The organism is Actinomadura latina NBRC 106108 (genome assembly GCF_001552195.1).
GTDB classification, from domain to species: Bacteria; Actinomycetota; Actinomycetes; order Streptosporangiales; family Streptosporangiaceae; genus Spirillospora; species Spirillospora latina.
The window spans coordinates 88,350-104,607 of sequence record NZ_BCQS01000032.1 but is presented as its reverse complement, the minus strand read 5'-3'; the positions used below and the strand labels follow the sequence as shown (position 1 = coordinate 104,607).

At 78.6% G+C, this 16,258-nt stretch carries 1 protein-coding gene; it reads left to right on the top strand.

Features of this window, described 5'->3' with window-relative positions:
- The first annotated feature begins 23 nt into the window (after positions 1–23).
- The gene (locus tag AL2_RS39505; protein ID WP_245667043.1) at positions 24–16,181 is read left to right on the top strand and encodes a type I polyketide synthase; all 16,158 of its coding nucleotides are present in this window, start codon (positions 24–26) and stop codon (positions 16,179–16,181) included.
- Positions 16,182–16,258 lie beyond the last annotated feature (77 nt).

The following is a 16,258-nucleotide window of genomic DNA, read 5'->3' as shown; positions in this document are numbered from 1 at the left end:
CGAACCGGAAGCGGAGCATGCCGATGAGCGAGTCCGAGCCGCCCGCGATCCCGCCCGGACTGGCGGGGCTGACCGTGCCGGAGCAGCGGCGGGTGCTGACCGGCCTGGTCCGCGCGGCGGGCCTCGCCGCGCTGCGCCGGAGCAGGCCGCAGGACGACGCCGGGGAGCCGGGGCCCGGCGAGTCGTTCCGGGACGCCGGGCTCGACTCGCTCGCGCTGGTCGACCTCCAGGAGCGGCTCGGCGCGGCCACCGGGCTGCCGATCCCGCCGACCGCCGCCTTCGACCACCCGACGCCGGCGCTGCTGGCCGAGTACCTGCGGGCCGAGCTGCTGGGCCTCGCCCCGCCGCCCGCGCGGCGCCCGGACCCGGCCGGACCGGGCGGCGACCCCGGCGACCCGATCGCGGTCGTCGGGATCGGCTGCCGCTTCCCCGGCGGCGTGTCCGGGCCGGCGGACCTCTGGAGGCTCGTCGACGCGGGCCGCGAGGTCCTCGGCCCGTTCCCGGCCGACCGCGGCTGGGCCCTGGACGGGTACTTCGACCCCGACCCGGACCGCACCGGGACGAGCTACGCCGACCGCGGCGGGTTCCTGGACACCGCGACCCTGTTCGACGCGGAGTTCTTCGGCATCAGCCCGCGCGAGGCCCGCGCCATGGACCCGCAGCAGCGGCTCGTCCTGGAGACCGCGTGGCACGCCCTAGAGGACGCGGGCATCGACCCGCTGTCGCTCGGCGGCAGCGACACCGGCGTCTACGTCGGCGCCGAAGGCCACGAGTACGGGACGCGCGTCCAGGACGCCCCGGAGGGCCTGGACGGCTACCTGATGACGGGCAACGCGCCGAGCGTCATCACCGGCCGCGTCGCCTACCTGCTGGGGCTGGCGGGGCCGGCCGTCACGGTCGACACCGCCTGCTCCGGCTCGCTCGTCGCGCTGCACCTGGCGGTGAACGCGCTGCGCCGGGGGGAGTGCTCGCTCGCCCTCGCCGGCGGCGTCGCGGTCATGGGCAGCCCGGCGACGTTCACGGCGTTCAGCCGGCAGCGCGGGCTGGCCGCCGACGGCCGGGTCAAGGCGTTCGCGGCGGCGGCGGACGGCACCGGCTTCGCCGAGGGCGCCGGCCTGCTGGTGGTGGAGCGGCTCGCCGACGCGCGGCGGCGCGGGCACCGCGTCCTCGCGCTGGTGCGCGGCACCGCGGTGAACCAGGACGGCGCCTCCAACGGGCTGACCGCGCCGAGCGGGCCCGCGCAGCGGCGGCTGATCCGGCAGGCGCTCGCCGACGCCGGCCTGGCCCCCGCCGACGTGGACGCGGTGGAGGGCCACGGCACCGGCACCCGGCTGGGCGACCCGATCGAGGCCCGCGCGATCCTCGCCGAGTACGGGCGGGACCGGGCGGCCGGCGCGCCGCTGTGGCTCGGCTCGGTCAAGTCGAACCTCGGGCACGCCCAGGCCGCGGCGGGCGTCGCCGGCGCCATCAAGATGATCATGGCGATGCGGCACGCCGGGCTGCCGCGCTCGCTGCACATCGACGCGCCCACGCCGCACGTCGACTGGTCCGCCGGGTCGGTGCGCCTGCTGACCGAGCCGGTGCCGTGGCCGCGCGGCGGGCGTCCGCGGCGGGCCGGGGTGTCGTCGTTCGGGATCAGCGGCACGAACGCGCACGTCATCCTGGAGGAGGCCCCCGGTCGGGACGAGCCGGCCGAGGACGCCCCGCCGCCCCCCGCGGGCGCCGAGCCCGTCCCGGTGGTCGTCACGGCGCGCGGCGGCCCGGCGCTGCGCGCCCGCGCGGCGCAGCTGGCGCGGCTCGACGCCGAACCCCTCGACCTCGCGTTCTCCCTGGCCACCACGCGCGCCGTCCTCGACGACCGCGCCGTCGTGGTCGCGGCGGACCGCGCGGAGCTGGCGCGCGGCCTCGGCGCCGTCGCCGCCGGCGAGCCCGCCCCCGGCGTCGTCACCGGCACGGCCGCGTCCGGTGCGCTGGCGTTCCTGTTCACCGGCCAGGGCAGCCAGCGCGCGGAGGCCGGACGCGAGCTGTACGAGCGGTACCCCGTGTACGCCGCCGCGTTCGACGAGGCGGCGGACCACCTCGGCCTCCAGCTCGACACGCCGCTGCGGGACGTCCTGTTCGCCGCGCCCGGCTCGCGCGCCGCCGCGCTGCTCGACCGCACCGACCACGCCCAGGCGGCGCTGTTCGCGGTCGAGGTCGCGCTCTGCCGGCTGCTGGAGTCCTGGGGGCTGCGGCCGGACGCCGTCGCGGGCCACTCGGTCGGCGAGTTCGCCGCCGCCCACATCGCCGGCGTCCTGTCGCTGCCCGACGCGGCGCTGCTGGTCGCCGCGCGCGGGCGGCTCATGAGCGAACTCCCGGCGGGTGGCGCGATGTCGGCGATCGAGGCGGCCGAGGAGGAGGTCCTGCCCCTGCTCGGCGACCTCGCCGGCATCGCCGCCGTCAACGGCGACCGCGCCGTGGTCGTGTCCGGCGCCGAGGCCGAGACCGCGCGGATCGCGGCGCACTTCGCCGGCCTCGGCCGGCGCGTCAGGGCGCTGCGGGTCTCGCACGCGTTCCACTCGCCGCTGATGGCGCCGATGCTGGCGGAGTTCCGCCGCACCGCCAAGGTCGTCGACTTCCGGCCGGCGCGGATCCCGGTCGTCTCCACGGTGACCGGGCGTCCCGCGGCCGACTCGGAGCTGTCGGCGCCGGACTACTGGGTGCGGCACGTCAGTGAGCCCGTGCGGTTCCGCGACGCCGTCCGGAGCCTCGTGGGCCGGGGCGTCACCACCTTCCTGGAGGCCGGCCCCGACGCCGTCCTGTCGGCGATGGGCCCCGAGTGCGTGGACGACGCCGCGCCGCTCGCCTTCGTCCCCCTGCTGCGCCGCGGCCGGGACGAGCAGCGGACCGTGGCGGACGCCGTCGCGACCGCCGTCGCCAGGGGAGCCGGCGCGGACTGGCCCGCCTACTTCGCCGGCCGGGGCGCGCGCCATGCCGCGCTGCCGCCGTACCCGTTCCAGCGCCGCCGCTTCTGGCTCGCGCCAGTCCGGGCCGGCGCGGACGCGGCGTCCCTCGGCCAGACGGCGGTCGCGCACCCGCTGCTCGGCGCGGCGATCCGCACGGCCGGATCGGACGAGACGGTCCTCACCGGCCGGGTCTCGCTCGCCGCGCATCCCTGGCTGGGCGACCACGTGATCGACGGAGCGGTCCTGCTGCCCGGCACCGCCTACCTCGACCTCGCCCTGCGGGCCGGCGCGGAGACGGGCTGCACCGTGGTGGAGGACCTCGCCATGGAGGCCCCGCTGCCGATCCCCGCGACCGGTTCCGTCACGCTCCAGGTCCGCGTCGGGCCGCTCGACGGGCGGGGCCGCCGCGCCGTCGAGCTGTACTCGCGGACCGGCGACGGGCCGGCCCCGCCGCCGTGGACGCGGCACGCGAGCGGAACCCTCGCCGCGTCCCCGGCCGGCCCGCTCGACCCGGGACCGGCGCCATGGCCGCCGCCGGACGCGTCCCCCGTCGACGTCCCGGACCTCTACCGGGACCTCGCGGAGCAGGGCTACCGGTACGGCCCGGCCTTCCGGGGGCTGCGCGCGGTGTGGCGGCGCGGCGCCGACGTGTTCGCCGAGGTCGCGCTGCCCGAGGGAGTGGACGCGCCGGGCTTCGGGCTGCACCCGGCCCTGCTCGACGCCGCGCTGCACGCGACGGACCTCGCCTGGGGGCCGCCGCCCGACGACCGGATCCGGCTGCCGTTCGCGTGGAGCGGCGTCGAAGCGGTCGCGTCCGGGGCCACGGCGGTGCGCGTGCACATCGCCGCCGACGCCGGCGACCGGGCCTCGATCTCCCTCTACGACCCGGCCGGCGCGCCGGTGGCGGCCATCTCGTCCTACCTCGTCCGGCCGGTGTCCGAGGCGGGGCTCCGCGCGGCGCGGGCCGCCGGGCGCGGCCCCCTGTACCGCGTGGGCTGGTCGGCGCTCGCGGTGGAGCCCGCCGACCGGGAGCCGGAGACCCTCCTGCCGGAGACCGTCGTGGCGGCGGCCGAGCCGGCCGGGGGAGCGGGCCCGGACGCCGTGCGAGCGGTCACCGGGGCCGTGCTGGAAGCCGTCCAGGACCGGCTCGGCGACCCCGCCGCGGCCGGCCCGGTCGTGGTCGCGATGCGCGGCGCGGTGGCGGCCGGCGAGGACGAGGTCCCCGACCCGGCCCTGGCCGCGGCGTGGGCCATGGTCCGGTCCGCGCAGGCGGAGCACCCCGGCCGGCTCGTGCTGGCCGACCTCGACGGATCGCCGGACGCCGGGCGCCTCCTCGCGGCGGCGGTCGCGGCCGGCGAGCCCGAGGTGGCCGTCCGCTCCGGCCGCGTGCTGGTGCCCCGGCTCGCCCCGGCCGGACCCGGCGGCGGCGCGCCGCCCCTCGACCCGGCCGGCACCGTCCTGATCACCGGCGGGACCGGCGGTGTCGGCGCGCACGTCGCGCGGCACCTCGCGGCCGTCCACGGCGTCCGGAACCTGCTGCTGGCGGGCCGCGGCGACCCGGCGGCCCCGGCGGCGGAGGCGCTGCGGGCGGACCTCGCCGGACTCGGCGCGGAGGCGACGATCGCGTCCTGCGACGTGGCCGACGCGGCGCAGGTGGCCGCGCTGCTGGCGGCGATCCCCGCGGACCGGCCGCTGACGGGGGTGTTCCACGCGGCCGGCGTCATCGACGACTGCCTCATCGGCGACCTCACCGCGCGGCGCCTGGACACGGTCCTCCGTCCCAAGGCCGACGGCGCCTGGCACCTGCACGAGCTGACCCGCGGCACCGAACTGGCCGCGTTCGTGCTGTTCTCCTCGACCGCCGCGCTCTTCGACGCGCCGGGGCAGGCCGGCTACGCCGCCGCGAACGGCTACCTGGACGGGCTCGCCGCGCACCGGAGGTCCCTCGGCCTCCCGGCCGTCTCGCTCGCCTGGGGGCTGTGGGCCGGCACCGGCATGGGCGCGGGGCTCGACGCCGCCGCGACGGCCCGTATCGTCCGGTCCGGCCTCGCCCCGCTCGACCCCGGCGAGAACCTCGAACTGCTCGACATCGCCCTCCTCGGCGCCCCGGCGGCGGCCGTCCCGGTGCGCGTCGACACGGGGGCGCTCCGCGACCGGCCGGACGGGGTGCCCGCGCTGCTGCGGAACGTCGCCGGCCCGTCCCCGCGCCCGGCCCGCGCCGGCGCGCCGCCGGAACGCGGATCGCCCGCCGCGGCGCTCGCCGCGCTCCCCGCGGAGGAGCGCGCCGACCGGCTGCTCGGCCTCGTGCGCCTGCACGCGGCGGCCGTCCTCGGCCACGACGGCGCCGAGGCGGTCGGCGCCGGCCGCGCCTTCGGCGACCTCGGCTTCGACTCGCTGTCCGCCGTGGAACTCCGCAACCGGCTGACGGCGGCGACCGGGCTGTCCCTGCCCGCCACGCTGACCTTCGACTTCCCGACGCCCGCCGCGCTGGCCCGGCACTTGGGGGAGACCCTCGGCGAGCTCGCCGCCGAGCGGCCGGAGCCCGCCCCCGCGCGCCCGCCGGCACGGGTCGCCGCGCCGGGCGAGCCGATCGCCGTCATCGGCATGGCCTGCCGCTATCCGGGGTCCGTGGCGTCCCCCGAGGACCTCTGGCGGCTGGTGGCGGACGGGACGGACGCCGTCGGCCCGTTCCCCGCCGACCGCGGCTGGCCCGACGACCTCTACGACCCCGGCGGCCGCGCCGGAACCAGCGTCACCCGCGAGGGCGGGTTCCTCTACGACGCCGCGGACTTCGACGCGGACTTCTTCGGCATCAGCCCGCGCGAGGCGCGGGCGATGGACCCGCAGCAGCGGCTGCTGCTGGAGGTCGCGTGGGAGGCCCTCGAACGCGCGGGCATCGATCCGCACTCGCTGCGCGGCAGCGACACCGGCGTCTACGCCGGGGTGATGTACCACGACTGGGGGACGCGGCTCGGCCCGGTGCCCGAGGAGATCGCGGGCCACCTCGGCAACGGCGGGCTGGCGAGCGTCGTGTCCGGCCGGGTCGCCTACACCCTCGGCCTGGAGGGACCCGCCCTCACCGTCGACACCGCCTGCTCGTCGTCCCTGGTCGCCCTGCACCTGGCGGTCCAGGCGCTGCGGAACGGCGAGTGCTCGCTGGCCCTCGCCGGCGGCGTCACCGTGATGGCGACGGCCGACACGTTCGTCGACATGACCCGGCAGGGCGGGCAGGCGCCGGACGGACGCTGCAAGTCGTTCGGCGCGGGCGCCGACGGCACCGGCTGGGGCGAGGGGGCGGGGCTCGTCCTGGTGGAGCGGTTGTCGGACGCGCGGCGCAACGGCCACCCAGTCCTCGCCGTCGTGCGCGGTTCGGCGGTCAACCAGGACGGCGCGTCCAACGGGCTGACGGCGCCCAACGGGCCGTCCCAGCAGCGGGTGATCCGGGCCGCGCTGCGGGCGGCGGGCCTGACCCCGCGCGACGTCGACGCCGTCGAGGGCCACGGCACCGGCACCCGGCTCGGCGACCCGATCGAGGTGCAGGCGCTGATGGCGACCTACGGCCGGGACCGGGAGCCGGGCGACCCGCTCCGGCTCGGCTCGGTCAAGTCGAACATCGGGCACACGCAGGCGGCGGCCGGAGCGGCCGGGGTCATCAAGACCGTGCTGGCGATGCGGCACGGGGTGCTGCCGAAGTCGCTGCACGCCGCCGAGGGCTCCGCGCAGGTCGACTGGTCGGACGGCGCGGTCGAGCTGCTCACCGGCGCGATGCCCTGGCCCGAGCGCGGCGGCCCGCGCCGGGCCGCGGTCTCCTCGTTCGGGATCAGCGGCACGAACGCCCACGTGATCCTGGAGGAGGCGCCCCGGCCGGACCCCGCCGGACCGGCCCGACCCGCCGCGCGCCCGCACGGCACGATCACGCCGTGGCTCGTGTCGGGGCGGTCCGCCGCCGGCCTGCGCGCGCAGGCCGGCCGGCTGCGCCGGTTCGCCGAGTCGGCCGCCGAGGACGACCTCGCCGACATCGGGGCAGCCCTCGCCACCGGCCGCGCGGCCCTCGAACACCGCGCCGTCGTCATCGGCTCGACCCGGCGCGACCTGGTCGGCGGCCTGGCGGCGCTGACGCTCACCGGCACGGCACGTCCGGGCAGGCCGGCGTTCCTGTTCACCGGGCAGGGCGCGCAGCGGCCCGGCATGGGACGCGGGGCGCACGCCGCCTTCCCCGCCTTCGCGGACGCCTTCGACGAGGTGCTGGCCGCGTTCGACGCCGAACTGGACCGCCCCCTGCGCGACGTCATGTGGGGCGACGACGCGGCGCTGCTCGACCGGACCGAGTTCGCCCAGCCCGCGCTGTTCGCCGTCGGCGCCGCGCTGTTCCGGCTGATGCGCTCCTGGGGGCTGCGCCCCGCCGTCCTGCTCGGCCACTCGATCGGCGAGCTCACCGCGGCGTACGCGGCCGGGGTGTGGTCGCTCGCGGACGCGGCGCGGCTGGTGGCCGCGCGCGGACGCCTCATGCAGGACCTGCCGGCGGGCGGCGCGATGGCCGCGATCCGGGCCGCCGAGGCCGATGTGGCGCCGCGGCTCAGCGGAGGCGTCGGCATCGCCGCGGTCAACGGCCCGGCGGCGACCGTGATCTCCGGCGCGGCGGACGAGGTCCGGCGGATCGCCGCGGACCTGGCCGCCGAGGGCCGCGGCGTGACCGGGCTCAGGGTCAGCCATGCGTTCCACTCGCCGCTGATGGAGCCGATGCTGGAGCCGTTCGCCGAGGTCGCGGGCGGCCTCACCTACGCGGCCCCCGATATCCCCATCGTCTCGTCCGTGACCGGCGAGGTGGCGGACGAGGCGGGGCTCTGCCGGCCCGGTCACTGGGTGCGGCAGGTGCGCGAACCGGTCCGGTTCGCCGACGGGGTCGCGACCCTGGCGGAACGGGGAGTCGCCACGGCGCTGGAACTCGGGCCCGACTCCGTGCTGACCGCGCTCGGCACGGAATGCGCGGGCGAGGACGGCATGGCGTTCGTCCCCGCGATGCGCCGCGGGCGCGACGAGGAGGAAACGATCGTCACGGGCCTCGGCCACGTGCACGCGCGCGGCGGAACCGTCGACTGGAAGGCGTTCTTCGGCGGCGGGCCGCGCCGCCACGTCCCGCTGCCGACGCAGGCGTTCCAGCGCCGCCGCTACTGGCTCGACGCGGCGCCGGCCGGGAACGGCGCCGGCGCGGCCGGCCAGGACGCGATCGGCCATCCGATGCTGTCCGCCGCGATCGCCGGGCCGGACACGGACGCCGTGGTCTTCACCGGCCGGCTGTCCGCCCGCGCCCCCGGCTGGATCGCCGACCACGAGGTGCTCGGCGGCGTCCTGCTCCCCGGCACCGGCTTCGTCGAGATCGCGCTTCGCGCCGGCGAGCACGTCGGCTGCGGCCGGATCGAGGAGCTGACGCTGGAACGGCCGCTGCCCTGCTCCGGGAGCGCGGTGGTGCTGCGCGTGAGCGTCGGCGCCGCCTCGGACGGCGGGTCGCGGCCGATCCAGATCCACACGCGTCCCGAGGGGGCCGGGGAGGAGCCCTGGACCCGGCACGCGGCGGGCGTCCTCACCGCGGACGACGCGGACGGGGAGACGTCCGGGATGCCGGCCGCGTGGCCGCCGCCGGACGCCGCCGAACTGCCGGTCGACGACGCCTACGAGCGCCTCGCCGCGCGGGGCTACGGGTACGGCCCCGCGTTCCAGGGGCTGCGCCGCGCCTGGCGCGCCGGCGACGACGTCTTCGCGGAGGTCGCGCTGCCCGCCGAGGCCGCCGCCGAAGCGCGCTCGTACCTCCTGCACCCCGCGCTCCTCGACGCCGCGATGCACGCCGACCTGCTGGCCGGCGGCGACGACGGCGGCAGTGACGGTGACGGCGACGGTGACGGTGAGGGCGACGGTGACGGTGAGGGCGACGGTGAGGGCGACGGTGAGGGCGACGGTGAGGGCGGCGCGACCCTGCTGCCGTTCTCGTGGAGCGGAGTCGAGCTGAAGGCGGCGGGAAGCGGCGCGCTGCGGGTGCGGCTGCGCAGGCTGCGCGGCGAGGAGGAGACGGAGATCTCCGCCACCGACCTGGACGGCCGGCCGGTGCTGCGGGTCCGCTCGCTGGCGAGCCGGGCCGTGCGCCCCGGCCGGCTCACAGCGGGCGGCGGCACCGGTGGCTCGCTGCTCCGCCTGGACTGGGTCCCGGCCGGAGCCGCCGGGGGAGGCGTGCCGGCGCACGAGCTGCTGGCCGTCACCGCCGAGCCCGGCGACGCCGCCGAGCCAGGCGACGCCTCCGTCCCGGACGCCGCCGAGGCCGTCGCCGCCCGCGTCCTGGCCGAAGTGCGGGCGTGGCTGGCCGGCGGGACCGAGGACGGGCCGGTGCTCGTCGTCCAGACCGTGCGCGGCGTCGCGGCCCGGCCCGGCGACACGGCCGACGTCGTCCAGGCGCCCGTGTGGGGTCTCGTCCGCGCGGCGCAGGCCGAGCACCCCGGCCGGATCGTGCTCGTCGACCTGGACGAGGGCGCCGCGTTCGATCCCTCGGTGCTGGCGCTCGGCGAGCCGGAAGTCGCGATCCGGGACGGCGCCGTGCTCGTCCCCAGGCTCGCGCCCGTACCGGCGGGCCCGGCGCGCCCGGCGGCGGACGATCAGCCGGGCCCGTGGAGCGGCACCGTCCTGATCACCGGCGGCGCCGGCGGTCTCGGCGCTCTGCTCGCCCGGCACCTCGTCCGGCGCCACGGCGTCCGGCGCCTCGTGCTGGCCGGCCGCCGCGGCCCCGGCACGCCGGGAGCGGCGGAGCTGCGGGCGGACCTCGCCGCGCTCGGCGCCGACGCGGTCATCACCTCCTGCGACGTCTCCGACCGCGCGGCACTCGAAGCCGTGCTCGCCGCGATCCCCGCGGACCGGCCGCTCACCGCCGTGGTCCACGCGGCGGGCGTCGCCGGCGGCGGCGTGCTGGCCGAGCTCACCGCGGAGCGCCTCGCGGCGGTGCTGCGCCCGAAGGCCGCCGGCGCCTGGCACCTGCACGAGCTGACCCGCGATCTGGACCTCAAGGCGTTCGTGCTGCTGTCCTCCGCGGGCGGTACGGCGCTCGCCGCCGGGCAGGGCGGCTACGCCGCCGCCAACGTCTTCCTCGACGCCCTCGCGGCCCGCCGCCGGGCGGAGGGCCTGCCCGCCCTGGCGCTCGGCTACGGCATGTGGGCCGTGGACACCGGCCTCGGCGGGCCGCTCGCGGACGCCGACCTGAACCGGATGGCGCGGCTCGGGCTGCCTGCGCTCGACCCGGACGACGCCCTCGCGCTCTTCGACGCCGCGCTCCGGGTCGGCGACGCGGCCGTGACCGTCCTGCGGACCGACCGCCGCGCCCTCGCGGCGCGGGGGGACGCGCTCCCGCCCGTGCTCCGCGGCCTGGCGCCCGCCCGCCACCCGGCGTCCCGGCGGCCTTCCGGAGCCGGCCGGTATGCGGCGGCCATGACCGCCCTGGAGCGCCGGCGCGCACTGCTGGACGAGGTGCGCGGCACGCTGGCGTCGGTCCTCGGCCACACCGGCGGGGACGCGATCGACCCGGACCGCCCCCTCCGCGACCTCGGCGTGGACTCCCTGGCGGCGGTCGAGCTGCGCAACGCGCTCGGCTCGGCGACCGGTACCCGGCTGCCCGCGACCCTCGTCTTCGACCACCCGAGCGTCCGCGCCATCGCCGCCTTCCTCGACGAGCGCCTCGCCGCGTCCGGCCGCCCGGCCGCCGCCCCGGCCGCTGCGGCACGTCCCGCCGCAGCGGCCGAGCCGATCGCCGTCGTCGGGATCGGCTGCCGCTTCCCGGGCGGCGTGCGGAGCGCCGGGGACCTGTGGCGGCTCGTCGCCGAGGGCCGCGAGGCGATCACCGGGTTCCCGGCGGACCGCGGCTGGAACACCGAGCTGATCTACGATCCGGAGCCGGGCGTCCCAGGCCGCACCTACGTGCGGCAGGGCGGGTTCCTGCACGACGCCGCCGACTTCGACCCCGAGTTCTTCGGCATCATGCCGCGCGAGGCCGTCGCCATGGACCCGCAGCAGCGCCTGCTCCTGGAGACCGCGTGGGAGGCGTTCGAGGACGCCGGCATCGACCCGCACTCGCTGCGCGGCAGCCGGACCGGCGTGTACGCCGGGATCATGTACGGCGAGTACGGCCGCCGCCCCGGCACCGCGCCGGACGACCTCGCCGGATACCTCGGCAACGGGAGCGCGGGGAGCATCGCGTCCGGCCGGGTCGCGTACTGCCTCGGCCTGGAGGGCCCCGCCGTCACCGTGGACACGGCCTGCTCGTCGTCGCTGGTCGCCCTGCACACGGCCGCGCAGTCGCTGCGCCAGGGCGAGACGGCGCTCGCGCTCGCCGGCGGCGTCACCGTGATGCCGACCCCCGACATCTTCGTCGACTTCAGCCGGCAGCGGGGGCTGTCGCCGGACGGCCGGTGCCGCGCCTTCTCGTCCGCCGCCGACGGCACCGCGTGGTCCGAGGGCGTCGGGCTGCTCGTCCTGGAGCGGCTGTCGGACGCGCGGCGCAACGGCCACCGGGTCCTCGCCGTCGTGCGCGGTTCGGCGGTCAACCAGGACGGCGCCTCGAACGGGCTGACCGCGCCCAACGGACCGTCCCAGCAGCGGGTGATCCGGGCCGCGCTGCGGGCGGCGGAGCTGTCCCCGCGCGACGTGGACGCGGTCGAGGGCCACGGCACCGGCACCCGGCTCGGCGACCCGATCGAGGCGCAGGCCCTGATCGAGGTGTACGGGCGGGACCGCGAACCGGGACGGCCGCTCTGGCTGGGCTCGGTCAAGTCGAACATCGGGCACGCGCAGGCGGCGGCCGGGGTCAGCGGCGTCATCAAGATGGTGATGGCGCTGCGGCACCGCCGGCTGCCGATGACGCTGCACGCCGGCGAGCCCAGCCGGGAGGTCGACTGGAGCGCCGGCGACGTCCGGCTCCTGGCGGAGGCGCGCCCCTGGGACGCCGCCGGGCCGCGCCGGGCCGGGATCTCCTCGTTCGGGCTCAGCGGCACCAACTGCCACGTGATCATCGAGGAGGCGCCCGCGGAGACCCCGCCGCCCGCGCCCGCGCCGCCCGCGCCCGCGCCGCGTCCGGCGGCCGGGCCGGGCACCGTCCCGCTGCTGCTGTCCGCGGCGTCCGAGCGGCGGCTCGCGGCGCAGGCCGGGCGGCTGCGCGACCGCCTCGCCGCCGACCCGTCGCTGCGCCTGCTCGACGTCGGATACTCGCTGGCCACGACGCGGGCGGCGCTCAAGCACCGGGTCGCGATCCGCGCCGCCGGCCGGGACGAGGCGCTGCGCGCCCTGTCCGCGCTCGCGGCGGGCGAGGACCCCGGTCCGGGCGCGCCGGTCCGGAGCCGGGCCGCCGACACCGACGGGCTCACCGGCTTCCTCTTCTCCGGCCAGGGCTGCCAGCGTCCCGGCATGGGCCGCGCCCTCGCCGCCGCCCACCCCGTGTTCGCCGCCGCCTTCGACGAGGTCTGCGACCTCCTCGACCCGCTGCTCCCGCGCCCGCTGCGCGACGTGATCGGCGCCGCGGACTCCGCCGAACTCGACCGGACCGGCTTCACGCAGTGCGCGCTGTTCGCGTACGAGGTCGCGCTGTTCCGCCTCTTGGAGTCGTGGGGCGTCCGGCCGGCGATGGTCGCGGGCCACTCCATCGGCGAACTGGCCGCGGCGTACGTCGCCGGCGTGCTGCCCTTGCCCGGCGCGTGCCGCCTGGTCGCCGCGCGCGGCCGCCTCATGCAGGCGCTGCCGCCGGGCGGGGCGATGGCCGCGATACGCGCCGCCGAGGAGGAGGTGCGCCCCCACCTCACCGCCGGGGTCGCCGTCGCCGCGGTGAACGGCCCCGAGGCCACGGTCATCTCGGGTGCGGAGGCCGAAGTCCTGGCCGTGGCGTCCCGGTTCCCGAAGGCGTCCCGGCTGAACGTCTCGCACGCCTTCCACTCGCCGCTCATGGAACCGATGCTGGACGAGTTCCGCGCCGTCGCCGCCGGCATCGACTTCGCCGAACCCGGGCTGCCGGTCGTGTCGGCCGTCACCGGCCGGCTCGCCGCCCCCGGTGAGCTCGCCTCGCCCGACTACTGGGTCCGGCAGGTCCGCGAACCCGTCCGCTTCGCCGCCGCCGTGCGGACCATGGCCGATCAGGGAGCCGTCCGGTACCTGGAGATCGGGCCGGACGCGGTGCTCGCCCCGCTGGCGGCGGCCGTCCTCGACGGGCGGCCCGCGCTCGCGGTGCCGGCGGCCCGCAAGGGCGCCGACGAGGCCGGCACGCTGGCCGAGAGCCTCGCGCTGCTCCACACCGACGGCGGCCGGGTCGACTGGCGGGCCGTCCTGGACGGGACGGGCGCGCGCCGCGTCGAGCTGCCCGCCTACGCGTTCGAGGCGCAGCGGTACTGGTTCGACCCGGAGCCGGTCGCCGCGGGCGCGGCGGCGCACGGCCAGGACGACGCCGCGCACCGGCTGCTGAGCGCGGTCGTCGCCGCGCCCGAGACCGGGGGAGTGACCCTGACCGGCCGGCTGTCGCACGCGGCCCAGCCGTGGCTGGCCGACCACGACGTGCTCGGCACCGTGATGTTCCCGGGCACCGGCTACGTGGAGCTCGCGGTGCGGTCCGGCGAAGAGGCGGGCTGCCCGGTCGTCGAGGAGCTGACGATCGAGGCCGTGATGCCGGTGCCGGCGGACGGCGCGACCGCGATCCAGGCCGTCGTCGGCGGCGCCGGCGAGTCCGGCCGCCGCTCGTTCGCCGTGTACTCGCGCATGGAGGGCGCCGGGTCGGACGTCCCGTGGACGCGGCACGTCACCGGCGTCCTCGCCCCCGCCGAACTCCCGCCTCCCGCGCCCGCGGCCCCGGACGCCGCATGGCCGCCCGAAGGCGCCGACGAGGTCGACATCACCGGCGTCTACGACTACCTGACGGGGCAGGGCTACCACTACGGCCCGATGTTCCGCGGGCTGCGCGCCCTCTGGCGCCGGGGCCCGGAGGTCTTCGCGGAGGTCGCGCTTCCGGACGAGGCGGCCGGCGACGCCGCCGGCTACCGCCTGCACCCCGCGCTCCTGGACGCCGCCCTCAGCGCCACCGACTTCCTCGGCGGCCGCAGGCCGCAGGACGTCGGCGCGACGATGCTGCCCTTCGCCTGGACCGGGGTCGGCGTGCACACCGGCGGTGCGACCCGCCTCCGGGTGCGGATCAACTGGGCCGGGACGGGGGCGGCGGACGGCTCGGACGCGGTGCGGCTGGAGCTGGCCGACACCGGCGGGCGCCCCGTGGCCACCGTGGAGTCCCTGGTGGTCCGGGCCGTCACCCCCGACCGGGTGGCGGCCGCCGCGGCGGCCGCGACCGGGACCCGCATGCGGGAGACGATGTTCCGGCTCGGCTGGGACTCGCTGCCGCTCGGCACGGCGGCCGCGCCGGACACCGGGGGCTGGGCCGTGCTGGGACGCGGCGCGGGGCTCGGCCTCCCCGGGGCGGCGGCCTTCGACGACCTGCGCGGACTGGCCGCCGGGGCGCCGGTGCCCGAGGTCGTGCTCTTCGAGTGCCCCGCCGCGGCCCGGGCCGCCGCAGAGGACCGGGCCCCGGCCGCGGAGGACCGGGTCCCGGCGGCGGCGAGCGCGCTGCTCCACTCGGTGCTGGCGCTGCTGCGCGACTGGCTGGCGGACGACCGGTTCGCGCGGTCCCGGCTGGTGATCGTCACGCGCGCGGCCGTGGACGCCGGCGCGGTGGACCCCGGCGCGGTGGACCCCGGCCAGGCGGCGGTGTGGGGCCTGGTCCGCGCGGCGCAGGCCGAGCACCCCGGCCGCTTCGTCCTGGTCGACCTGCTGGACGGCGGGCTCCCGCCGGCCGTCCTCGCCACCGGTGAGGCCGAGATGTCCGTGCGCGGCGCCGAGATCCGGGTGCCGCGCCTGGCGCCGGTGCCCGGCTCGGACCCGGAGCGGCCGGCGCCCTGGGACCGCGGCGGGACGGTGCTCGTCACCGGCGGCACCGGCGGGCTCGGCGCCCTCGTGGCGCGGCACCTGGTGTCGGCGCACGGCGTCCGGCACCTGCTGCTCGTCAGCCGCACCGGAGCCGCCGCCCCGGACGCGGCCGGCCTCGTCGGGACGCTGACCGGCCTCGGAGCCGAGGTCGAGGTCGCCGCCTGCGACGTCGCCGACCGGGACGAGCTGGCGGCCGTGCTGGCGGCGGTCCCCGCCGGCCGTCCGCTGCGCGCCGTGGTGCACGCGGCGGGCGTGATGGACAACGCGACCCTCGCCGACCTCGACGGCGAGCGGCTGGACCGGGTCGTCCGGCCGAAGATCGACGGCGCGTGGAACCTGCACGTGCTGACCAGGGACCTGGACCTGACGGCGTTCGTGCTGTTCTCGTCCGTGTCCGGGCTCGCGGTCGGCGCCGGGCAGGCCAACTACGCCGCCGCGAACCGCTTCCTGGACGCCCTCGCGGCGCGGCGCCGCGCCGAGGGCCGTCCCGCGTCGTCGCTGTCCTTCGGACTGTGGACGGTCCGGACCCGGCTCGGCGCCCATCCCGGACGAGGTGAGGCCGACGCGGAACGCGACGAGCGGTCCATGGCGGCGCTCGGACTCCCGCCTTTCTCCGCGGCCGAGGGGCTGGCCATGTTCGACGAGGCGGTCGCGCTCGACCAGGCCGCCCTGGTGCCGATGCGGATCGACGCCGCGCGGCTGGCCGGCCGGGACGCCGGGCTGCTCCCGCCGGTGCTCCGGGGCCTGGCGGTCCGGACGGCGCCCGCCCGGCGCGGCACGGCGGCGGCCGCGGGCGCCGCCCCGCGAGGGCCCGCCGGCGCGGCGCTCCGGCGGCGGCTGGCGGACCTGTCCGCCGAGGCGGGCATGGACGTGCTGATCGACCTGGTCCGCTCGCACGCGGCGGCCGTGCGGCACGGCGACGTCCGGGACATCGACGCGGACCGCGGATTCAGCGAGATGGGACTGGACTCGCTGGCCGCCGTAGAACTGCGCAACGGCCTCCAGTCCGCCACCGGCCTGCGCCTTCCCGCGACGCTGATGTTCGACCATCCGAACCCGCGCGCGCTGGCCGGGCTGCTGGCCGGGGAACTCGGGGTGGCGGACGTCCCCGCGCCGCCCGGCCCGGAGAACGGCGCGGGGGAGGTGAACGGCGGCGGGGAGGTGAACGGCGGCGGGGAAGTGACGGAAACGGTCATGGGAATGAGCGTGGACGAACTCGTGCGCGCCGCGCTCGGCGAAAACGCGGTCGAGTAGCGGCTCTTATCAGGCCGGGCCGGAGCCCTTAGTCTGATCTTGCGCTGGTCCCGCCCGATATGACGAGACCCGATATG